Origin of the sequence: Streptomyces sp. NPDC047028 (assembly GCF_040644095.1) — a bacterium.
GTDB lineage: Bacteria > Actinomycetota > Actinomycetes > Streptomycetales > Streptomycetaceae > Streptomyces.
In genome coordinates, this window is the sequence record NZ_JBEYVS010000054.1 from 1 (window position 1) to 21,073 (window position 21,073).

Sequence of the window (21,073 nt, forward strand, 5' to 3'; positions counted from 1 at the left end):
CTTGCTCGCCTCCCGGAGCTGGCGGGTGAACTCCTCCTGCTGCCCGTCGAGGCGGGCCTGGAGGTCGCGGAGCTCGCCCGTGAGCTGCTCGGTGCGCTCGCGCTCCTGGTCGCGCTGCTGCTGGTAGTCCTCGGACTGGGCCTGCCACATGGCCGCGTCGCCCTGCGCCTCCCGGAGCAGGCGCTCCAGCCCCGGGACCTTCCCGGCCTCCTCGACCTTGCCCTCGTAGTACCGGTGCGTGGCGCCGGTGATGACACGGATCACTTCGCGGTCTCCTCGATCTCGGGGTGGGTGTAGCGGACGGTCTTGCCCAGCTGGTGGGCGTACGCGATCTCGGCGCGGGTGCTGTCGCCGAGGTAGTCCCCGACGACGAGAACCTCGTCGGCGGCGCGGATCTTCGCCCGGTGCAGGGCGTCCAGCCGGGGCTTGAGGGCCTCGACGGCGGCCGGGTCGCTCCACAGCGGGTGGGGCGTCTTGAGGTCACACCCGGGCGCGAGCACGATGCGGCCGGCGGCGGTCTCCCGGGCGTTGGCCTCGACCATCTCCTCCATGAACCTCGTGCTGCCGCACAGGACCACCACGGTCGGCTCGGCGAGCAGGGCGAACACCTGGTCGTCGTACGCTCCGGCCGGCTCCTCGCCGGTCTGCGGGTTGGCCTGCAGGAAGGCGGCCAGCTCTTCCCCGCGCTCGACGACGAGCCGCTCGGTGTCGGCCCGGATGGTGTCGACGTCCTGGTGGGTGAGGTCCCAAGGGGCCGGGTCGCCGTGGGCGGCGTCGAACTGCCGGTACGCGGCGCGGTTGCACCACTCGCGCACCTGCTCCTCGACGGTCGGCTCGTACGGCGGCGGCTCCGGGATGAGGCTGGCGGCCTCGGCGGCCGGGACGATGTTGTTGTCCCACTCGCACTCGGCGTACTCGGGATCGGCGGCTTCGGCGATGTACCGGGCGCGGGCGGCGGCGCCGTACCCGGCCGAGTCGAGGGCGTCCTCGTACGCCTGCTGGGGCGTCGCGGGGGCCGGGACCGTGCTGGTCGCCCACGGGTCGTCAGTGGTCATGCTGGCGGTGCTCCTTGTCCTTGTCGGTGTCGGCGGGGTGGGCGGCCGGGCGACGGGGGAGGGGGCGGTCGCGGCGCAGGGCGAAGATGCTGTCCAGCTCGACGAGCCGGACCCTGCCCTCGTACTGCACCGTGAGGTCGCCGTGGTCGATGAGCCGCAGGACCTGGCGGTGCTCGATGCCGAGCAGGCCGGCGGCCACGCGCGGGGTCACGGTCCAGTCCGGACCGAACGTCACCTCGTCGGGCCGCTCGTCCTGGTCGCCGTGGTCCTGCGTGCTCATCGGGATTCCCTTCTCCGCTGCCCGGCCATCCTCACGCGTGGTCACTGCTGCTGTCAGCCGTGTGACCAGGGAGTTCGGGCAGTCCGGCCTTGGTGAGGGCGGCCGGGTCGTACGTGATCGGGTCGAGCTGGGCGCGGTGCTCGACGGCGGCGGCGAGCGTGAGTCCGTACGCCAGGGCCTGCGCCTTCGCGTCGCGGTCGATGACGGCGGTGGCCACGGTGGTGGCGCTGTCGAGCCGGGCGAGTGCCAGCTCGTGGGCGCGGGCCTCGCGCAGCTGCCGGGCGGTCCGCCAGTGCCGGGACGAGACGACGTACACCAGGACTGTGGCGACGAGCCAGAGCAGCACGGCCAGGGCCCACGACTCCGTGTAGGCGGCGGGGCCGATGACGGCGAACGCCCCGGACGCGGTGAAGGCGGCGGCGGTGGTGACGGCGTCGCCGTTGCGGTGGGCGGCCGAGACGCACGCGGCCGCGAACGATCCGGCGGACAGGGCGATCATCAGCGCCATGTCGCCGACGCTGTGGGCGGCGCCCTGCTCGTGCCAGATCCTCGCCAGGATCAGCGCGGTCGAGGTGGTGATGACCGGCACGACCCTGCCGGAGTAGGCGATCAGCAGGGTGAGCCCGTCGTACTGCGGCTGCGGCGCCGGGGCCGGGAGGTGCTGGCTGTACCAGGCGGGGAGCTGGTCGGGGGAAGTCACGGCTGGGGCTCCGTCCGGGACGTGTCGTCGGTGTCGGTGGTGGGTTCGGTGGCGCCCCGGGCCGGGCCCGCCGTGGTGGCGGGCCCGGACTCGGCGTCCTCGTCGAACAGGCGGAGCTGGCGGCCACCGACCATGTCCTCGGAGAACGGCTGGCGCGGCGTCACGGCTGGTCCGGCCGCTGCCAGTAGTCGAGCTCGTAGGCGTGCAGGGTCAGCAGCGGGACCACGGCGGACCCGGTCGCCCCGTCCTCGGCCACCAGGTGGTCGCGGTCAAGCCAGTGGGTCAGGTACAGCACGGGCGGGAGGCCGGACTCGGCGGCCTCCGGGCGCCGGGTCCACACCTGCCCCAGCTCCGCGAGGATCGCCGGGTCGTGCTCGGCGACGGCGGCCTCGACGAGCCGGTACGCGTCCTGCGGGGCGACGCGCTTCCACAGCACGAGTCCGCGGGCGCGGCTCTCCATCCAGCGGTTGGCCTCGGTCTCGCTGCCGAGGACGTCGGCGAGCGTCGTCACGCGAACACCCCCTTCGAGGTCGCGGTGCGGCGCTCGCGCAGCAGCTGCCACCCGGCGAACACTCCGGCGCCGAGCACCCACAGGGCGAACACGACGGTGACGACGGCGTACTTGACGCTGGTCACCACCGACTCGCCGAGCGGGGCCTGCAGAGGGCCGGTGAAGGCCAGGGCGCCTCCGTAGGCGAGCACGGCGGTCAGGGCGACCCCCTGCGGGTCGAACCCGCGCTGCAGCGCCCACAGGGCACCGAGGAGGGCCGCGAGCAGGGCGATGACGGCGGTGGTCTGGACGCGGTCGTCGGTCGTCACAGCGTGCTCTCCTTCTCCGGCATCGCGGTGTAGAGGCCGGACGGGGAGTCCGGGGCCTGGGTCTCCCGGGCGGCGAGCACGAGCCCGTTGCACAGGTAGACACAGGCGTCGTCGGCCCAGACCTCGACGGCCTTCATCCGGTCCGGCGCGGCGGCCGGCGGGCACGCCGGGGAGTGGGTGCAGCCCCGGCGGGCCTCGGCCAGTGCGGTGTTGCGGGCCGAGGCGGCCAGCTGCTCGTTGTCGGCCCGGGTCAGGCGGTGGCTGCGGACGGTGGCGACGGCGTCCTCGACCACGCCGATCGCGCCGAGGGTGACGCCGAACGCGTGGCTCACCCTGCCGATCAGGGGGCGCAGGGGGTTCCTCATCGGGCACCCCCCGGCTTCGGCATCAGCAGCTCGATCGTGAGTTCGTCGGCGACGAGCGCGCGGTTGACCTCGGCGTCGGTGTAGCCGTCGAGGTGCAGCTCGTGCGCCGTGCGGGCCATCTCGGCGGCGACCGAGGTGGTCTCGTCGCGGCCGTCGCGCTCGTGGGCGGTCGGGCGCATGGGCAGGTCGCTCATCCCCGGCCGCCCTTCTGGGAGGCGCTGCCGGCGGCCTCGTTCCCGTGGATGCGGGCGAAAGCGGACTGGTTGCGGGCCTCGGCCTGGCGCTCGGGGCTGTTGTGCTGGGCGTAGTCCTTCGCGGCCTGCGCCTGCAGGTCCTTGACGGTGTCGCTCATCAGGCCACCGCCCCCGCGACGAGCAGGTCCTCGGCCTCGAAGCCGCGGCGCTCGTCCTGGCCCTCGATGTCGTCGAGGACGTCGTCGAGGCCGGCGGACGGGGCCGGGGCGGTGCACACGGTGCAGTCGACGGTGACGAGCTCGCCCCCGATGACGACCTTGACGGACTCGAACCCGTCGCAGTTGTCGCAGATGAGGCGGGCGGGGGCGAACCGGCCCACGATCAGCACCCGGCGCCCGTCCGGCGCGGGGGCCGTGTCGGTGTTGACCTGCGTGGTCAGAACGCGGGTGGTCCTGGGAAGATGGCGCACTGGAGATCCCTCTCGGTGAGAACGGCAGGGGTGTCCGGGACCGGTTGGAGCTCGAACTCCGGCCGGTCCGAGAGGGCCGGGGCGGGAACCCCGGCCCTCTCGCCATTCCAGTAAGCCCCATCGGAGCTACGTTGTCAACAACCTAGTTTCGTGACTTCCTAGCTTGTTAGCTGTATGCTCGTGTCCACTCACCGGCTGGCGACAGGAGGGGAAGATGGTGCTCGACGTGCTGGAACGACCACCGAGGAGCAGCAAAGTGCCCGATGAGCAGGCAGAACAGGACCCGAAGGCGGAGGACAAAGTCCTCATCAGCGGGCGGGTCCGCGCCTCGGTTCGGAAGCGGATGAAGGTCTACGCGGCCGAGCACGACGTGAACCTGCAGGACCTCCTCGACGCGGCGCTCGACGAGTACCTGAGCAAGAGAAACGCCTGATCAGAACGAAGAAGGCCCCAGCGGTTGTAGGGACCGCCGAGGCCGTGACGCAGAGATATGGAGGTCTGTATGCGTCTGTCCCAGACTACGGCCGGAGTGCATCCGTCCTGGTCACAGGCAGCGGGAACCGGTCAGGGATTTGACTGGTCGTCGACTCTTGACCGCGCGGTATCCGGCACGCCGGCGTGGGTGCTGACGGTCTGCGCGGCCGCCGTGATCCTGGCCTGGCTCGGCGCGGCGTACTTCGCGGTCCGTACGGTGTGGCGCGCCTCCGAGCGGGCCAGCAACCGGCGCCGTGAGGACATGGAGAGGGCCAGGGCCGAGGGTCGGGAGGCCGAGGTCATCGGCCTGGGCAGCATGGGCCGGCAGGCGTACGTCGCCCTCGGCGGCATGGTGGTCTCGATCTACGGCATGTGGGGCTTCGCCCGGGAGACCGCGCAGCTTCCCCCCATCATCGCCGTGGGCTTCATCGCCATTTTCGACGCGATGGAACTGGTGCTGTTCTCCCAGCTCTACCAGCGGGCCAACGCCAAGCTCGGATGGACCACGCAGCTCCGGCTGATCCACAACACCGCGTGGGCCCTGGTCGCCGTGTCGGCGACGGCGAACTTCATCCACGCCCCGAACCCGGTCTCGGCCCCCTTCATCGCGGCCGTGCCGATCGGCGCCTCCTGGATCATCGAGCTGGAGTTCCGGGCCCGGATGCGCGGTTCCGAGAAGGTCGAGGACGGCTCCAAGGCGGGCCCGGTCCGGCTGCTGGCCCTGCTGTGGACCAAGGGGTGGGCGGCCGCGTTCTCCGGCCTCGGCGTGGACCCGAACTCGACGTCGGGCCAGGTCGCCCGCGCGACGCTGGCGAAGAAGGCGGCGACCCGGCTGTTCCGTCTGCGTGTCGCGCTGCTGCAGCACGGCAAGTTGGTGCAGAACCGTGAGGCCAAGCGCCGGGACCTGGCCAAGGCCGTGAACGAGCTGGACGCGCTGCGGCGCAAGGCCACGTCCGCGATGGACCGGTCCGACTTCGCTCTCGACTCGGGGCAGGCGCTCGCCGTGCTGCGCGGGTTGGCCGGCTGGACGCGCGTGGACGACGTCGCCACGGTCGACACCTCCGACACCCCCGCGGTCATGAAGCTGATGGAGGAGGTCGCCATCCTGCCCTCGGCGAAGCGGATCGAGGCGGCGGAGCGCGCGGCGGAACTGGAAGCCGAGGCGGACCGCGCGGAAGCGGCCCGGGTCGAGGCCGAGGCTGCGCGGGAGCGCGCGGAAGCGGAGAAGCGCGCGGCGGTCGAGGAGAAGGCTGCGGCTCTCGCCGCGCGGAAGGAAGCCGAGGCGGCCCTCGCCAGGGCGGCCGAGGAGACCGAGGCGGCCAAGGCCGAGGCGACCCGCGCGGAGGACGCTCGGAAGCGCGCGGAAGCTGCTCGGGAGCGCGCGGAATCCGAAATGACCGAGGAAGCGCAGAATGTCGCACGGCTCGCGGAGAGGGCCGAGGAGGAGCAGACGAAGCTCTCCAGGGCGGCCGACGAGCTGGCCCGGGTGCAGGACCGGATCGCCGACGAGACCGGGCGGCGCGACAGGGCGGCGGCCGAGGTGACCTCGCTCCGCGACGAGCTGCAGCGTCTGGTCAACGAGCGGAGCTCCGCCGAGGACACGACCCGCACCAAGACCGAGGAGGCCCGCCGGGTCGCCGGGGAGGTCGAGCGGCTGCAGTCGGCTCTTGCCGAGGCGAAGCAGGCGGTCCGCGAACACACAACGGCGGCCAATCGGGCCGCTGACCTGCGGCGTGAGGCCGAGGAGAACCGGCGCCTGGCGGCCGAGGCGGCGACCCGCACTCGGGCCGAGGCGGCCGAGGCGCAGGCCCTGCTGGAGTCCTTGCGCCCGCAGCTGGCCGACCGGCTCGGGGGCCAGGCCGAGGCGGCCGCGCTCGCGGCGGCGCCGGCCTTCCGCAGCGAAGCGAAGCAGTCGGGTTGGCAGGAGTACATCGCGGCCGTGCGGGAGGGCCGGGAGCTCCCGACCGCTCAGGAACTGGCGACGGTGTACGGGGTCGCCGAGGGCAACGCACGCAACTGGTTGATCGACTTCGGCAAGATCCGGGCCGCGATGATCGCCAACGGCGGTGCACGGCAGCCGGAGGGCGAAACCGCGCGCTCGGATTCCCGCCGCGCGGAGCCGAGCAGCGCGCGGCGGGAGTCGAGCGACTCCCGCGCAGACGGTCACGAGCGGGCCGAGGATGCCGCGCAGTCCCGGCCGATCAACGGCCAGCGTCAGCCGGTCTGAGCATCCCGCCGGACGGGGCCCGCTCGGAAGTGCTGGCCCGCCGGAGGGGTCCGCTCGGAGCTGGCGGCCCGTCAGGCGGGCGGCGCGGACTCTGTCCACAGGCCCGGACTTCGAGAATTCGATCAACGGGGCTCACCTGGCCCCCGCAGGGCGGGAACCGCGCGCTGCCGAGCGGCTCCCAGAAATAAACGAGCAGAGGGGTGTCCGATCCCCGTCATACGGTGCGAAGCAGGTCACCGGACGAGTCGGACACCGCCCCCGGGGGGCGATGGCAGCGCTGGTCCCCGGGGGCCCGAGACACGACAACGGAGGAACCCCGCATGATGTCCCACGCACAGATCACGGCCATGGAGCTGGCGGCCTCGCCGGCGCCCGGCCTCCCGGGCGACACCACCCCGGACCCGGCCATCTTCGAGTACATCAACACCTTCAACGACTTCATCATGGGACCCGGCGGGATCGCGGTCGGGGTCGCCGCGGTGGCGGCCCTCGGCGGCCTGGGCGCCATGTGGAAGGCGTACGCGCCCCGGCCCGGCTTCGCCTCCAAGCGGGAGATCCGCGAGGAAATGAGTGCGCGTCACGCCCGGGAGATGGTCAAGCAGACCCGCCCCAGCCTGGCGGGACGCGAGAAGAAGGTCCCCACCACGGCGTACGCCGTGCCGCTCGGGCGTCTGCGCTCCGGCGGTCTGCCCGCCGGGATCTGGGGCACGCCGGAGAACAACTACCTGATCCTCGCCCCCTCGCGGCAGGGCAAGTCCATCATCCTGAACTCGATGATCTACCGGTGGGACGGCGCGGTCGTGCACACGTCGTCCAAGGTCAACGACCACCTGGCCACCAAGTCCATGCGCGAGCAGCTCGGGCCCGTGTGGGTCTGGGACCCGCTGGGCCTGTCGGGCGGGAAGAACACGTTCCGCTGGGACCCGATCCGCGGGTGCGAGGTGCGCGAGGTGGCCATCCAGCGGGCCGCCTACCTGCTCTACGGCTCGCGCAGCGGCGGAGACGCCGGCACGGGCGTGGACGCCTTCTTCAAGTCCACGGCCTGTGAGGTCCTCTCGCGCTTCCTGCACGCGGCCGCCCTGGGCGGCAAGACCATGATGGACGTCTACGCCTGGAGCCAGAACCGCGGCGACCAGACGGCGGCGAACATCCTGCTCACGGCCGGTGCGCAGGACTGGGCGAACCTCCTGGTGCAGCGGCAGACGGTCGTGCAGGGCACGGGTGACGGCATCTTCACCACGCTGTCCTCCGCCCTCGGCTGGATGGCGAACCCCCGGGTCGCCGAGACGGTCCTGCCGGGTCCCGGCGAGCACTTCGACGCCGAGACCTTCCTGCTCAACAAGGGCACCCTCTACATGATCGGCAACGACAAGCCGGGCTCCACGGTCGCCCCGCTGTTCGTGATGTTCGCCGACTACCTGCGCTCGGTGACGGTCGACCTGGGCAACAAGAACGGCACCGGCCGGATGGACCCGCCCTGCCTGTGGGCCCTGGACGAGATCGCCAACCTGATCCCGCTGCCGGTCGACAAGTGGATGCCGGACTCCGGCGGCCGCGGAATCACCCTGGTCATCGTCATCCAGTCCCGCGCGCAGCTGTTCGACGTCTGGGGCGAGCAGCGCGGCCGGATCATCTGGGACGACGCCAACGTGAGGATCTTCCTGCGGGGCATCGGCGACACGCAGGTCCGCAAGGACATCAGCGACATGTGCGGCACCTACGAGAAGCAGCGCAAGACCACCACCACCCGGAACGGGGAGAACTCGGTCTCCACCGTCACCGAGGAGAAGCCGGTCATCACCCCCGGGCAGGTGTTCAAGCTCGGCAAGCGCCAGAGCCTGATCATCTTCGCCGGGTGCTCGCCCGTGATCACGCACATCAAGCCGCTGTGGAAGCGGCGCGACGTCAAGAAGCTGTCCAAGGCGGCCGCCGTGCCCTCCCAGCGCAAGGGCGGCACGGGCACGGGCACGGGCGCCGGCGTCACGATGACGAAGGGGAGCAGCTGATGGCGGGGGAGATCGGCGGCGGCATCGCCGGACAGGTCTTCGCGCTGGCCAAGGACCTGGCCAAGGCCGAGAAGGACATCGAGGCCCTGGGCGAGCACCGCGGCGACGTCCGCACCGCCCTCGCCCAACTCGGCAGCGTGCAGGAAGCGCTCGACCACCTGGAGGAGCGGACCGGCGGCCTGCAGGAGCAGGTGCAGGCCCTGGCCCCACTCCGGCCCGGCCTGGACGCCTTGTCCAAGACGGTCAAGCAGATCGGGGAGGACCTCAAGGCCCTGGCGGCCGAACCCGCCGAGGAGAAGCTCGCGGTGTGGAACTGGTCCTTCGACCAGGGCATGGACCGTGAGCAGGCCGGTGAAGCCTGGGACATCCTGGTCAAGTGGGTCCGCCACGAGCTCCAGTACGGGTACGGCTGGGTCGGCTGGAAGGCCGGCGCGTTCGCCAGCAACAACCCGGTGCCGGGCTCCCCGACCGAGGCCGAACGTATCCCGCCGTGCTGGTACCGGCACCGGGAAGCCGTACGGGAGCTGAGCTGGCTGTGCCAGGAATGGATCAAGATTTACCGCACGTCGTACGGCGCCCCGAACAAGGCGGGGGACTGGCACGACCGCTACGCGCCCGGCGTCAAGCGTCGCCTGATCAGCGCGCTGGGCAAGTGCATCCAGGCCGGTTCCCACCAGGACGACCCCTGGGACGTCGACCCGAAGCTGCCCACGGCCCCGCGGGCGATCGACGACGACGCGGTCCTGTCCAGCTTCCTGAGCTGGGACCTCCAGAATCGCCGGGAGGCGCCCGCTCCCGGGCCTGTGGCGGCCTCGTAGCCGCACGGACGACGAAGCCCCCGACACCGATGTGTCGGGGGCTTCGTGCTGCCTCTACGGCCTTTCCGGCTAACGGACTTGGGGCCAGGGCCAGTCAGCCGGAACGGCCAGCCCCTCATCGCCCCCGGCGGCCCACGCGAGCGTGTGCTCGACGGCGAGCGTGTAGTCCTGCCCGTTGTCCTGGGTGACCTTCCACAGGGCGGGGTCGCTGGTGGCGTACAGGGCCTCGTACGCCCGGCTGCGCTCGCTGCTGGCGTCCATGCCCTCGACGGGCCGGCCAAGCCGGGTGCGAGTGATCGGGGACTCGTCCCGTTCGCCGGTCACCCAGTTCAGCGCGGTGATGATGCCGCGGACGTACGTCTTGCTCGTCGTGCCGTACCCGTTCTCGGTGACGTACGCGGTCATCGCCTTGAGCTCGTCCTGCGAGCGCAGCTCGGGCGGCGTCCACTCCTGTGCGGTGCTCAACTCGGCTCACCTCCTGATCGGTTGAGGGTAAGGGCCGGGACGGGCGCCCGGCCAGCAGGCACTCGGGCCGTGTCAGTAGCTGATGATCGGGCCCTGGTCCTGCTGGATCTGCGGCGCGGCCTCGACCTCGGGCTCGCGGGTGCGGCTGACCTCGGCCTGCTCGGCGCGGACCGCGTCGTCGGCCTCGGCCGCGGCCCGGTTGCTCTCCGCCATGCGGTCGGCAATCTCGGTGAGCGCGGCGTGCGCCTTGTCGAGGTCCTCCTGCAGGTCGGCCAGGTTGACCGGGAGCTGCTCGGTCTGCGGGGCCTGCTCGGCCTCGGCCTCCGGGGCGCCGGCTGCTCGGGCCTGCTCGGCCTTGAGAGCGTCCTCGACGTACTGGCGCTCGTAGTGCTCGCGCATCTGGTCCTCGGGCGTGGGCCCGGTGGCGGCCTGGGCCTGCTCCGGCTGCAGCTCCTCCTCGACGGTCTCCTCGACGACGTCGGCCTCGACGCCCTGCTCGGCCTCGGGCTCGGCCTGGACTTCCTGCTCCGGACGTTCCTCGGTCGTCTCGCCCTCGACCTCCCAGTTCATCTCAGGGGCCTGGTCGAGGTCGTACTCCGGCTCTGCCTCGCGGGAGGCAACGGTCTGCTCCCGCAGCTGCTGCTCGTACGCGGCGAGCGCGGCGTCCAGCTCCGGGCCCGGCCGGTAGGTGGTGACCTCGACGGCGACCTCGGCCGTGGCCTCGGCGGTCTCCTCGACGTGCGGCGCCTGCTCGGCCTCGGGCGCGTCGAGGGACTCCTCGGCCCCCCGGGTCTCGCCCTCCACGCTCCAGTCGATCTCCGGGGCCTGCTCGGCTTCCGCGCTCCGGTCCTCGCGGTACGCGGCGGCCTCGACAGCCAGCTCGTCCTCGACGCGCTGCTGTTCGTCCTGCTCCTGCAGCTGCGGCTCGACGGCGTCCTGGTCGATGGTGACGGCCGGGTCCGCGTCGAGGGTCTCGCCCTCCACGCCCCAGTCGATCTCCTCGGCCTGGCCGAGGTCGTGCTCCGGGCCAGCGTCGTGCGAGACGTCGGCGGCGGCACGGTGCCGCTCCTCGTACGCGGCGAGCGCCTGGTCGAGCTCCTGCTGCTCCTCGTACGTGAGACCGGCCTCGGCGTCCTGCTCGGGGGCGTGGTCAAGGGTCTCGCCCTCCACGCTCCAGTCGATCTCCGGGGCCTGGTCGAGGTCGGGCTCCCGCTCGGCGACGAGCTCCTCGTCGGGAACCTCCTCGACGTCCCGCTGCTCCTGGACCTGGTCGTCGGCACCGCGGCGGTCGAGCTCGTCGCGGGCGGCCTCGGCGGCCTCGCGGGCCGGCGCGGTCTCCTCGTACCAGGCGGAGCGGGCCGCTTCGATCTGCTCCATGACCTCGACCCGGCTGGAGAGGTTGGCCACAAGGTCCTCGTAGCCGCGGGCCTGCGCCTCCAGCTCGGCACGCTCGGCGGCGTCTTCGCACACATCGGCCTCGGCCTGCGCCAGGATCGCCTTCTCCTCGTAGCGCAGGACCATCTGGCGGGCCTCGGACAGCTCCTCGCCGTAGTAGGCCGGCGCCCACGACGTCTCGCGCTCGTAGCGCTTGACCATCTCGCGCAGGGTGGCGTCGCTCGTCCGCGCAAGGGTCTCCTGGTCCTCGGTGCGGCCGAGGGCGGAGTGCGCCGCCTCCCACGCGGCGCGCTGCTCGACCGCCCCCCGCGCGGGCAGGCGGCCGATCGCCGTGTTCGGCGCGTCGATGCCGTACAGCTCCCGGTATCCCTCGATCGTGCCCGCGCGGCGGGCCCACTCGGCGCGGTCGAGGATGTCCTCGGGCACGGGGCCGAGGTGGCGGACCGCCCACTCCGGGGGCGCCTCGGTGAGGCGTTCACCGAGGACATCGCGCCGGGCGTCCATGGCTTCGGCCAGCTCGCGGGCGACCTCGCCCTCGATGCCGGGGATCTGCGGGGTGCGGTCGCGCCAGTCGGGGCCGACCGGCTCATTCTCCGGCGTGCGGTCCTCCAGGACCACGTCGATACGCCAGTTCACCAGGGCCGGGACGTTGTCGGGCACGGGGTAGCTCATCGGGCGCATCCCGATGGCGCCGGCCAGCAGGCGCTTCCCGTCGTGCCCCGACAGCTCGGCCTCGCGGAGCTTGCGGTAGACCGTGCTCGGGTCACCCTCCATGAGCTTCTTGTAATGGTCCTCGCTGAGCATCTGCCGGAGCATCGGCTCGTACTGCTGGCGGGTGTGCTCGGTGACGTAGTCGTTCCAGCGGGGCTCCAACGCCGGGATCGACTCGGCCCAGTCCTGCGACTCGCGCAGCTCCTGGAGCGCGGCCATCTCGCCCCCGTCGCGCTCGACGGCGGCCTGGATCAGGGACATCGCGTCCTGGTCCAGCTTCTGCAGCCGGTGCTCGTCGCCGGGGACCTGGCAGGCGGCAAACGCCCGGTTGTACCGCTGAGCACGGGTCAGGCCGGGATAGACCTGCTGACGGCTCATCCCTTCCTCGACGAGCAGGTACCCGCCGTATCCGACCGTGCGACCCTGAACCGCGTTCACCGTGCCCGCGTACGCGAGCGCGACGTTCTTCTCGACGTACGAGCCGGGGAGGGTGACGGTCCCGGCGAGCCGCTCGGTGCCGTCGTCGTTGCGGCCGGCCACCCGGGCGGCCGTGAGCTGGCCGTCCTCGCCGACGCCCGTCACGCGGTAGACGCGGCGGTTCAGCACGAGCCTGCCCTCGGAGTCCTTGAGCTTGGCGTCGTTCTCGCGGGTCTGGATCAGGTCGCCGACGCCGGCGCGGTTGTCGTCGACGAGCCGGAGTCCGTCCTCGTCCACCTGGCCGAGGCGCACGAGCTGAGCACGGATCTCCCTGCTGACCTCGGTGGCGCGGGCGTTGGTGGCGGTCATCACCACGGACTCGCGGTCGGCCATGTGGTCCGCGACGTACGCCTGGATGACGGCGTCCTTCATCTGCTCCAGCGTGCCGCCCTGGATGCGGCCCTGCAGCTCGTACGCGTCCAGCGCGCGGACGTCGCCGCGGCGCAGGGCCAGCGATGCCTTCGCCTCCCACTCGCGCACGGTGCCGTCCGGCTCCCGGAACCGGCGCACGTTGCTGAGGCTGTAGTGCGGGCCCTCCTCGACCATGGACCGGAGCAGGCCCCCGGCCTCGGGGGACTGCAACTGCTGCTGGTCGCCGATCAGCACGAGCTTGGCTCCGGCCTGCTCGCACAGTTCGGACACGCGGGTGATGTGGTCGGTGGACGCCATGCCGGCCTCGTCGAGGACCACCAGGTCGCCCGCGCGCAGCCGGAACTTCTCGACGTTCTCCCTGCTGCCGAGACCCTGCGAGTAGACGTCGAGGAAGCGGGTGGTGTTCTCCCGGATCTCGATGCCCTCCTCGCCGAGGACCTCGGCGGCGACGGCGGAGGGGCCGAGGCCGATCACGCGGCCCCCGGTGTGCTCCTGCCAGGCTTCGGCGATGACGCCGGTCGCGTAGCTCTTACCCGCGCCGGCGGGGCCCTCGACCACGCTGATCCGCTTGCTGTCGCCGAGGACTCCGCGGACGACGTCGGCCTGATCGGCGGTGACGCCGGAGGACTTCACCACCTGGTCGAGGGTGGGCGGGGCCAGGCACGGGGCGCCGGTCTGGTGGGCGCGGGCGGCGACGCGCTGCTCGTCGCTGAGGTGCTCCTCCAGCGCGAACTTCTCGCTGGACATAGCGCGCGGGGAGAACACCGAGCGGCCGTCGCTCTGCCGGATGCGGGACGGCGCGTCGTCGATGATGCTCAGGCCGGCGGTCTGCACGACGCCGTACTGGCCGCTCTTGAGGGCCTCGGTCGCCAGCTCGTTGGCGAGCGGCGCCAGGGGCACGTCGCGCGGGAGGTTGTCACCGAGCGTGGTGTTGATCTGCTGGATGAGCTCGCTGCGGTCCCACGTCGCGCGCTTGGTCTGCAGGGCCTCCAGCGACTCCCGGATGACCTCCTCGCGGTCGAACGTGGGCGCGTCGACCTCGGCCATCCGCGTGTCGAACCCGACCCGCTCGGCCCGCTCCAGCGCACCGAGCAGACCCCCGTCGACCTTCTCCTCGGCGATCCGGGTAGCGCGCTCGATGCGGGCCTGAGAGGACTGGTGCTCGTTCCGCTTCGGGTCGCGGGTGTCGAGCGTCGCCATCTCCTTGAGCCGCGTCTTGGTGTACGCGGACGGCTCGCGGCCGTGGTCCTGGACGTACTGCTCGTGCAGCTCCTCGTACCGGGCGTCGATCTCGTAGGTGCGCTCCGACAGGGCGTCGAGCAGCTCGGGCTCGAACCCCTTGATCTCACGGGCCATCCCGTCCGGGCGCATTTCGAACACCACGGGGAGATCCCGCTCGATGGCCTGCTCCATCGTGCGCTCGAACACGGCGGCTGCGGCCTCGCGGGCCTTGCTCACCGACTTCGAGTCGAGGGTGACGAAGTGCTCGTTCCCGTCCGCGTCGAGGACCTTGATTTTGTTGAGAACTGCCACATGGGCGTGTAGCTGCGGGTCCCCGGCGCGTGAGACCTCGTGGGTGAAGATGGCGGCGGTGAAGCCGGTGCTGTCGACGTACCGGCCGGTCGACGGGCGGTCGCCCTTGGCCTTGCCGTGGTACCCGATGCGGCCGAGGCCGGCCTCCTCCTGGAAGACCTTCATCGCCTCGGCGATGCCCTCGTTCATCGCCCCGCGCACCTTGGCGGCGTCCTCGTGACGGCCCGCTGCCTCCAGCGCGGTGAGGTAGGTGGACACCGACTTCTGCGCCGAGTAGGTGTGATCGAAGTACATGGCGGGGGAGCGCTGGCCCTTGTCCCGCTCCTCCCTCCGGATCTCCGCGACGCGCTCCGGGTCCGCCTGCGGCTCGGCGGCCAGCCGGGCCTCGACCCGCTCGTCGATCGTGCGGAACGCGTACTGCTTCCGGCCCCGGCGGGCGGACGCCTCGGCGTCCTCCATCACCTTCTGGGCGGCGGTGCCGGTGAGGCCGTTCTCGTCGATGTAGGACTTCGCGGCGGAGACGGCGGCCCGGTACTCCTCCGGGTGGGCGTGCTTGCCGAAGATCGCGCGAATGTCACGCTCGGTAGCGTTCGCGCCCTGCTCGACGCCCCACTCGGAGGTGCCGTTGCCGATCCACACGGCAAGCGGAGTGCCGTGTTCCGTGCCCTTGGCGTAGTAGCCCTCCGGGCCGTCGAGGCCGGGCTCGACGCCGGCCTGGTGCTCGCCCTGGCAGCCCGAACCGGAGAGCAGGTAGTTGAGCCCTGCCTCTCCTCCGGAGATCGCCGTGATGCGTAGCACGATCACGAGAGTACGCGATCACGGGCGGCAGCGACACCGACATATTAAGAATGCCTAGGTGTGTTATGTAGTAGGGGTTGTAGCAGGTAGACGGAGAGGGAGTTGGAAGGGGTTTGATCGGTGAGGTTGAGAGGGGGATAGGTGCTGGTGAGATGCGGCGTGCTGGTGCTGTGGGGTGAGGGTCGGAAGGTGTTCGGCCGGGACTGTGGAGACGGGGCCGGGAGAGCGCGAGAGGGCGGCGTAGCGCCTCTCGCAAGGACAGGTAGTCGACGGGCCTGCACAGGCCCTGTACGCTCGCCAGAGACGACATGAGGGCCGACCCCGTACGCGGGGGTCGGCCCTCGACTGTTACCACCAGTGATCTGAGGCGCGGACGATTCGCTGCGGCCGCCGCGCGCCGGCGCCGTGCCGCGCCCCATGTCCATGGGGAAACGCTCGGGCCCACACGCGCCCGGAGCCGCGCACGCGGCGGGCCCCGGCGGGCGGGTCACTGCCCCATGTGCATGGGTGAACCTTCCGGCTCGGCGGCCTCGGCCGGGCGGGGCTCGGGGAGAACTGCGACGGTCTCGGGGGCGGGGGAGTCGGGTTCCGGTTCGGTGTCCGACTCGGCGCCGGCGTCGTCGTCCTGGTCCTCCTCGCCGGGGAGGGTGAACGGCTCTCCGCACAGTCCGCAGATGATCGGACCCTCCGCCAGGACCTTCGGCGTGACCGGGAACGCCCGGGGCTCGGGGAGACACCCGCACGTCACCTTGACCCGCTTCCCGTTCGTCGAGCCGGGGGTCTCCGGCGTGTCCGGCGGCTCCTCCTCGGTGCCCTCCTCGTCGGCTCCGCCGAGGCCGGGAAGGGCGGCCCCGTCGAGCTGGCGGATGATCGCGGCGTACTTCTTGCGGGTCTTGTCGGTGAGCACCGCGTTGGAGAAACCCAACGGCTTCTCCGACTTCCTCGGCGGTTCCAGTCCGGTCTCCCGGGCCAGCTCCGCGAACTCCTTGCGGTGCCAGCGGGGGTCACCCTTGGAGGTGTCCTGGATCTTTCGAACATGGGCCAGTGCGTGGGCGGCTTCGTGCAGCAGGGTCTTGAGGACTTCCTCGCCTCCGTCGCGGACGGTCTCGCCCGCGACGAACAGCTCCGCCAGGCGGTGCTCCTCCTCGGCCACGGCCCACCGGTCGGCCCAGTGGTGCCCGCGGGTGACGTAGTGCCGGCGCTTGGGTGCGTCGGTCGACTTCCGGGGCTTCTCGGTCTGGCGGCGGGGGACTCCGGTTCCGCTGATGAACAACACCGGGGGGAGGTCGGGGTGGTGTTTCTGGATCGCGGTCCAGCACTTCTCCAGCGCGGCGATCAGCCGGGTCCCCTCACGGCCCGGGTCGGTCTTCGCGTCGGCCATGTCGGCCTCCTTCCCCCATGTGCATGGGTTTCGATCATCGTGCGGACGGTGCCAACTGTTACCGGGGGAGGGTCAGAAGAGGGCGTCCTGGGAGGCGCCGGAGGGGTTACCCGCTGCAATCGCGGCGGCGATGGCGGCCTCGACGTCGGCCCCCGTCGCCTGGGCGTTGAGGATCGCGTCGCGGATGGCGACGGCGCGTCCGTCCGGGCCGCGTACGTCGCCGAGGGCATGGCCGGCCCGGTGTGACCTTGCGTAGTAGTCGCGGATGTTGTCGAGCCGCTCGCCGCTCATCCAGTGGGTGGGCTGCTGACAGCTCGACTCGTCGCAGCGGTGGCGAACCACTGCGCCCGGCGCCAGGGCCTGCGCGCCGTGGGCGATGACGAAGCCGAGGACGTGGGCGGTGACGACCCGGGAGGTGTTCGTCTTCCTTGACCCGGCGCGGAGCTTGCCGTGGCCGGAGCTGCTGATCGCGCCGAGGTAGTAGGCGCACCGGTCCGGGCCGCGGTCGTAGACCTTGGCCCGGTAGCGCTCGACGGTCGCGGCGTCGGCCGCCAGGAGTGCCCACGGCACGGGCTGCTGCTCTGCCACGGTCGGCTCCTCCTCGTCCTGGTGCTCGTCGGCGTTCAGCCCTGGGCGGGCGGGGTCCACCGTAGCGACCGGTCGGCGTCGGGGTCGGCCGGGTCGAGAATCCAGACCGGCCGGGTCGAGCCGGTGCCGGTGCAGTGCCCGCACTGCCCGCTCTCGCCGGGGTGCGCGTTGCGGCAGGTGTCCGACTCCCTGCTGACCAGGGTGGTGAGCCACTCGACCTGACCGGCCTGCAGCGGGACGTCGACCGCGATTCCCTGGTCCGGCCCGTGCAACGGGGTGATGGTCACCACGGCGCTCACCGCGTCGGCGGAGTGCTCGGCGTCGTCGGTCGGGTAGTCGGTGGCGAGCGCCTGCAGGACGGCGGCGAGCCGGGAGGCCGGCGGCAGATCGGCGTACGCGTCGGGGGTGGTGGACATGGTGGGTTCCTCTCGTAGCGGGTCGGGGGTGGTGGTCACCATCCCCATGCGTCGTACTCCTGCCGGACGTAGACGCGTTCTGCGCCTGCCCACCCGGGGTGGTCCGGCGGGTGGGTGCCGGCGGTGTGCTCCGGGTCCTGGCGGTCGAGGTCGAGCAGCTGGCGGGCCAGGGCCTCGGCCTCGACGGCCAGGCGCTCGACGGTGGGCTGCTCCAGCGCCTCCCGGTCGGCCAGGGCCGCGCGGCCGAGGAGGTACAGCCGCTCGACGTGCGCCCGGTCGTCCTCGGTGACGGCGGGGTCTCCCGGGGCGGCGGCGAGCGCGGCGGCCTGCCGGAGCAGGCTCTCCGCCTCGTGCCGCAGGCTGGGGGCGCCGGCGTAGGCGACGGCGGCGGTCGGGGTGTTGAAGGGCGCGCTGGTCATCCCCCTTCGGTTCCCCACATCTCCTCGCGGTCGTACTCCTGGCGGACGTACGGCCGGTGGGAGGGGTCCCACTCGATCGCGTCGGGACCGATCGGACCCGCGTGCGTACCGTGCGCCCGGTCGTACTGGGCCAGCTTCTGGGACAGCTGCACGGCGTCGGTGAGGAACTCCTCGACCTCCGGGTGCGCGAGCGACAGCCGGTCGGCCAGGGCCGCGCGCCGGAGCAGGTAGAGGCGTCCGGCGTGCTCGTCCGGGTCGAGCGGCTCGTCGCGGACGGACGCCTCGGCGGCCTCGGCCTGGAGCCGGTTGGAGATCTCCATGAGCTCTGCGGCCTCGTGGACGACGTCGGGGGCGCCCATGTACGCGACCTCGGGGGACGGCGCGTCGAACCCCTCGCCGGTGATCGGGTCAGGCACGGGCGGGCTCCTCCTCGGTGGCGGGCGTGTCGTCGAGCGGCTCGCGCAGCTTGTTCACGGCCTGGCGGGTCATGTGGGCGAGCCTGCCCAACTCGGCGTCGCTCGTCTCGGGGTCGCCCTCCCACGCGAACGCGCGGTACAGGCGGGAGTAGATGCCGGCGCGGGCGGCCTTCACGGCCTTCTCGGCCTGGGCGCGGGCATGGCCGAGGGCGGCCAGCTCGTCGAGGACCTGCTGCCGGAGTGCGGTCCGGCGCTCCGACGCGGTGGTCCGGGTGACGCCGAGGAGCACGATGCCCTCGGCGGCCGCGGCCGCGCGGGCCTGCTCGGGGAAGTCGGCCAGCTCCTCGTCGGTGGTCTCGGTGGTGATCGCGGCGGGGTGCTTGTCGAGCCACTGCTCGACGGGGACGAGCGGGCGGCCGGCGGCCTGGTCGAGGCGGTGCTGGTAGAGGTAGGCGCGGGTGCCGATCAGGCCCGAGTGGAAGCGGTGGATGTCCTCCTCCTTGACGCCGTAGTGCGTGGCCAGGTCGGGCCAGAAGTCGCCTTGGCGCCGGAGCCCCATGCGGACCATGTGCTCGGCCTCTTTGTCGACGGTGGCGTTGGTGGCGGTGGTGACGTAGTCCTGGACGATCCGGGGGAACTCGCGGGCGGCGTCACTGACCTCGATGAGCCAGGGGCGGCGGCCCTCGGGGCCGTTGCGGTCGCGCTTGCACGCACGGCCGATGTCGAGGCCGGCGGACGCGGAGACGGCGGACCAGTCGAGGTCCTTGGTGCCGGGGACGGGGACCAGGTGGTCGAGCAGGGTCTGGGCGAGCGGGGCGACCTCGTGCGCGAACGCGTTGCCCTCGGCCACGTCGTGGTACGGGCGCTCGTCCACCCCGGAGTCGATGACCCAGTAGAGGACCTCCGGCACGCCCTGCCAGTGGCTGGGGGCGAAGAGGTGGCCGGGGTAGTAATCCTCCTCCTTGTTGCTGCGGCGGTAGTCCGAGCAGTGGAAGGCCAGTTCGCCGGTCCGGGTGTTGAGCACGATGTGCTGGTAGTGCCCGGCGTCGGCGCCGAGCGGCATCTCGCCGGCGCCGTTGCGGGCCAGCCACGCGCGGGCGGCTTCCTTGTCGGGAAGCGGGGGGACGTCGGCCTCGGTGATCTCGCGGACGGTCACGGTGTGCACCTTGTCTGTCATGTCAACCAGGTTGACGCCTGGCCTGATGTAGCGTCAACCTGGTTGACAAGGTTGGCCGGATGGCGGCCCGGTGGCCGGTTCTACTTCTTCCGGCCCTGCAGCTCCCGCAGCTGGCGGTTGGCCTCGCGGAGCTCCTCCTCGGCGTCGCGGGCGCGGTTCTCCTGGGTGCGGACCTCGTCGTACAGCTCGCCGTTCTTCGTCTCCAGCGCGGTGATGCGGCCGCCGGCGGTCTTGGCGTCCTCGCGGAGCCGGGTGACCTCGGCCCGCAGTTCGTCGGCGACGGACTGGGCGGCCTCGACCTGGGTCTTCGCGTCGGCGGCGGCCTGGCGGGCGGCTCGCTGGGCGTCCTCGACCTTGCCGTTCGCCTCGACGACACGCCCGTTGGCGGCCTCGACGTCCGCCAGGGCCTTGGCCTTCACGTCGCGGGCGCCGGCCTTCTCCTGCTCGACGACTCCCTCCATCTCCTTCACCCGGCGGTCGGCCTCGACCGTGGCCTTCCCGGCCTTCTCCTCGGCGGCCGCGACCTCGCGCGCGGTGCGCTCCTCGACCTCGGAGACCTCCGCCGCGGCGTCGGCGGCGGCCTGGGCGACCTGCTCGTCCCGCTGGCGCTCGGCCTCGGCGACGGCGGCGTCCGCCTCCTCCTGGATGCGGGCGACCTCGACCTCGAACCGGGTCTTGGCCTCCTCCAGTTCGCGGATCGCCTCGTCCGCCGCTTCGTCGGCGTCGACCTTGGCCTGCTCGGCGTTCCTGGTCCGGCGCTCGGCGGTCTCGCGGCGGCCGCGCTCGGTGACGAGCTCCTGCTGGGCCTCGGCGATCCGGGCCTCCGCCCGGGTCTCGGCGGCGGCGACCTGGGCCTCGGCGGCGTCCGGGTCGGTGACCTGTTCCATGAGTTCGACGTACCGGGGGAGGTGCTTCTCCAGGTCACGAACGGCGGTGAGGACGGACTCGCGCACGAGCATCGCGGTCGCGGCCGCGCCGGTCACCGGGCGGTCGGTGTCCTCCTCCGGCGCCTGGGCGGTGGCACCCGCGGGCCGCCGGTTCTTGGCCGCGTACGCCGTGATGGCGTTGTGCTCCGGGTCGTCGCAGTACTTCGGCCGGGCTCCGCGCACCGTGGGGTCCTTCGGCACCCGGGTGCGGTGGCAGTCGGGGAAGGCGCACTCGTCGGCCGGCTTCTCGGTGGCGGCCTGCTCGGCCTGCTGCTCGCTCATCTCGGGTGTCTCCTACTCGGCGGTGGGGAGGTCGGCGGCCCGGAGGACCTGCTCCTGGCGAACGGTCCAGCCGGTGTACGGGTAACTGGGGTCGAGCGTCTCGTCGACGAGCCCCCCGTCCGCGTCCCAGCGCAGGACGGCGGGCTCGTCGGGGTCCTCATCCTCCCGGTACCGGGCCTCGGCGTACGCGCGGGCGGTCGTCTCGTCCTCGGCCGGGGTGGCGCCGGGGTCCTCGGCCCGGGTCACGAGCCAGACGGTCGGGTGGTCGGTCATCTCGTCCTCCTGGTGGTCACGGTGCGGGGGGAGAGAC

At 72.2% G+C, this 21,073-nt stretch carries 24 protein-coding genes and 1 pseudogene; 4 read left to right on the plus strand and 21 right to left on the minus strand.

Annotated features, from left to right (window positions below):
* The 11 genes and pseudogenes from ABZ854_RS32490 to ABZ854_RS32540 form a co-directional block, all read right to left on the minus strand.
* Positions 1-264 (minus strand): annotated as a pseudogene (locus ABZ854_RS32490) (hypothetical protein); the annotation flags it as partial.
* A complete protein-coding gene (locus ABZ854_RS32495) occupies positions 261-608 on the minus strand; it encodes a hypothetical protein (protein ID WP_361218323.1) in 348 nt (115 codons plus the stop codon). The pseudogene ABZ854_RS32490 and the gene ABZ854_RS32495, both read right to left, overlap by 4 nt.
* Before the next feature lie 436 nt (positions 609-1,044).
* Positions 1,045-1,335, minus strand: a complete 291-nt coding sequence (locus ABZ854_RS32500; RefSeq protein WP_361218205.1) for a hypothetical protein — start codon at positions 1,333-1,335, stop codon at positions 1,045-1,047.
* Between the two features lie 31 nt (positions 1,336-1,366).
* The gene (locus ABZ854_RS32505; protein ID WP_361218208.1) at positions 1,367-2,035 is read right to left on the minus strand and encodes a hypothetical protein; all 669 of its coding nucleotides are present in this window, start codon (positions 2,033-2,035) and stop codon (positions 1,367-1,369) included.
* Positions 2,032-2,199, minus strand: a complete 168-nt coding sequence (locus tag ABZ854_RS32510; RefSeq protein ID WP_361218211.1) for a hypothetical protein — start codon at positions 2,197-2,199, stop codon at positions 2,032-2,034. Before ABZ854_RS32510 ends, ABZ854_RS32505 begins: the two co-directional genes overlap by 4 nt.
* A complete protein-coding gene (locus ABZ854_RS32515) occupies positions 2,196-2,546 on the minus strand; it encodes a hypothetical protein (RefSeq protein WP_361218213.1) in 351 nt (116 codons plus the stop codon). The genes ABZ854_RS32510 and ABZ854_RS32515 overlap by 4 nt, the downstream gene beginning before the upstream one ends.
* The gene (locus ABZ854_RS32520) at positions 2,543-2,854 is read right to left on the minus strand and encodes a hypothetical protein (protein WP_361218216.1); all 312 of its coding nucleotides are present in this window, start codon (positions 2,852-2,854) and stop codon (positions 2,543-2,545) included. The genes ABZ854_RS32515 and ABZ854_RS32520 overlap by 4 nt, the downstream gene beginning before the upstream one ends.
* Complete coding sequence (locus tag ABZ854_RS32525; RefSeq protein WP_361218219.1) at positions 2,851-3,219, minus strand: hypothetical protein; 369 nt, start codon at positions 3,217-3,219, stop codon at positions 2,851-2,853. The genes ABZ854_RS32520 and ABZ854_RS32525 overlap by 4 nt, the downstream gene beginning before the upstream one ends.
* On the minus strand, positions 3,216-3,413 hold the full coding sequence (locus tag ABZ854_RS32530) for a hypothetical protein (protein WP_361218222.1): 198 nt from the start codon (positions 3,411-3,413) through the stop codon (positions 3,216-3,218). Before ABZ854_RS32530 ends, ABZ854_RS32525 begins: the two co-directional genes overlap by 4 nt.
* Positions 3,410-3,571 (minus strand): hypothetical protein, encoded by a 162-nt coding sequence (locus ABZ854_RS32535; protein WP_361218225.1) that lies wholly within the window; start codon positions 3,569-3,571, stop codon positions 3,410-3,412. Before ABZ854_RS32535 ends, ABZ854_RS32530 begins: the two co-directional genes overlap by 4 nt.
* Positions 3,571-3,882, minus strand: coding sequence for a hypothetical protein (locus ABZ854_RS32540; RefSeq protein WP_361218228.1), 312 nt, complete (start codon positions 3,880-3,882; stop codon positions 3,571-3,573). The genes ABZ854_RS32535 and ABZ854_RS32540 overlap by 1 nt, the downstream gene beginning before the upstream one ends.
* 214 nt (positions 3,883-4,096) lie before the next feature.
* Between ABZ854_RS32540 and ABZ854_RS32545 the strand changes: the two genes are divergently transcribed.
* The 4 genes from ABZ854_RS32545 to ABZ854_RS32560 all read left to right on the plus strand — a co-directional run bounded on the left by ABZ854_RS32545 (position 4,097) and on the right by ABZ854_RS32560 (position 9,407).
* Positions 4,097-4,315 (plus strand): hypothetical protein, encoded by a 219-nt coding sequence (locus ABZ854_RS32545; RefSeq protein WP_361218230.1) that lies wholly within the window; start codon positions 4,097-4,099, stop codon positions 4,313-4,315.
* Positions 4,316-4,504: 189 nt separating this feature from the next.
* Entirely contained in the window at positions 4,505-6,583 is a 2,079-nt protein-coding gene (locus tag ABZ854_RS32550) for a hypothetical protein (RefSeq protein ID WP_361218233.1), read from the plus strand.
* A gap of 320 nt (positions 6,584-6,903) precedes the next feature.
* Positions 6,904-8,589 carry a TraM recognition domain-containing protein gene (locus ABZ854_RS32555; RefSeq protein WP_361218235.1) on the plus strand — a complete coding sequence of 562 codons (1,686 nt, stop codon included), beginning with the start codon at positions 6,904-6,906 and terminating at the stop codon, positions 8,587-8,589.
* Positions 8,589-9,407 (plus strand): hypothetical protein, encoded by an 819-nt coding sequence (locus ABZ854_RS32560; protein WP_361218237.1) that lies wholly within the window; start codon positions 8,589-8,591, stop codon positions 9,405-9,407. The genes ABZ854_RS32555 and ABZ854_RS32560 overlap by 1 nt, the downstream gene beginning before the upstream one ends.
* 69 nt (positions 9,408-9,476) lie before the next feature.
* On the opposite strand, the gene ABZ854_RS32565 is transcribed toward ABZ854_RS32560, so the two are convergent.
* From ABZ854_RS32565 to ABZ854_RS32610, 10 genes are all read right to left on the minus strand, one after another.
* Positions 9,477-9,872, minus strand: a complete 396-nt coding sequence (locus ABZ854_RS32565; protein WP_361218240.1) for a hypothetical protein — start codon at positions 9,870-9,872, stop codon at positions 9,477-9,479.
* Between the two features lie 72 nt (positions 9,873-9,944).
* Positions 9,945-15,158, minus strand: a complete 5,214-nt coding sequence (gene mobF, locus ABZ854_RS32570) for a MobF family relaxase (RefSeq protein WP_361218242.1) — start codon at positions 15,156-15,158, stop codon at positions 9,945-9,947.
* Between the two features lie 487 nt (positions 15,159-15,645).
* Positions 15,646-16,539, minus strand: a complete 894-nt coding sequence (locus ABZ854_RS32575; protein WP_361218245.1) for a hypothetical protein — start codon at positions 16,537-16,539, stop codon at positions 15,646-15,648.
* 72 nt (positions 16,540-16,611) lie between these two features.
* The gene (locus ABZ854_RS32580; protein ID WP_361218248.1) at positions 16,612-17,127 is read right to left on the minus strand and encodes a hypothetical protein; all 516 of its coding nucleotides are present in this window, start codon (positions 17,125-17,127) and stop codon (positions 16,612-16,614) included.
* Between the two features lie 35 nt (positions 17,128-17,162).
* The gene (locus ABZ854_RS32585) at positions 17,163-17,591 is read right to left on the minus strand and encodes a hypothetical protein (RefSeq protein WP_361218251.1); all 429 of its coding nucleotides are present in this window, start codon (positions 17,589-17,591) and stop codon (positions 17,163-17,165) included.
* Positions 17,579-17,962 carry a hypothetical protein gene (locus ABZ854_RS32590; protein WP_361218253.1) on the minus strand — a complete coding sequence of 128 codons (384 nt, stop codon included), beginning with the start codon at positions 17,960-17,962 and terminating at the stop codon, positions 17,579-17,581. The genes ABZ854_RS32585 and ABZ854_RS32590 overlap by 13 nt, the downstream gene beginning before the upstream one ends.
* Complete coding sequence (locus ABZ854_RS32595) at positions 17,959-18,378, minus strand: hypothetical protein (RefSeq protein WP_361218256.1); 420 nt, start codon at positions 18,376-18,378, stop codon at positions 17,959-17,961. The genes ABZ854_RS32590 and ABZ854_RS32595 overlap by 4 nt, the downstream gene beginning before the upstream one ends.
* A complete protein-coding gene (locus ABZ854_RS32600) occupies positions 18,371-19,555 on the minus strand; it encodes a hypothetical protein (protein WP_361218258.1) in 1,185 nt (394 codons plus the stop codon). Before ABZ854_RS32600 ends, ABZ854_RS32595 begins: the two co-directional genes overlap by 8 nt.
* Positions 19,556-19,635: 80 nt before the next feature.
* The gene (locus ABZ854_RS32605) at positions 19,636-20,763 is read right to left on the minus strand and encodes a hypothetical protein (protein WP_361218261.1); all 1,128 of its coding nucleotides are present in this window, start codon (positions 20,761-20,763) and stop codon (positions 19,636-19,638) included.
* A gap of 12 nt (positions 20,764-20,775) precedes the next feature.
* Positions 20,776-21,036 (minus strand): hypothetical protein, encoded by a 261-nt coding sequence (locus tag ABZ854_RS32610; RefSeq protein WP_361218264.1) that lies wholly within the window; start codon positions 21,034-21,036, stop codon positions 20,776-20,778.
* Positions 21,037-21,073: the final 37 nt, after the last annotated feature.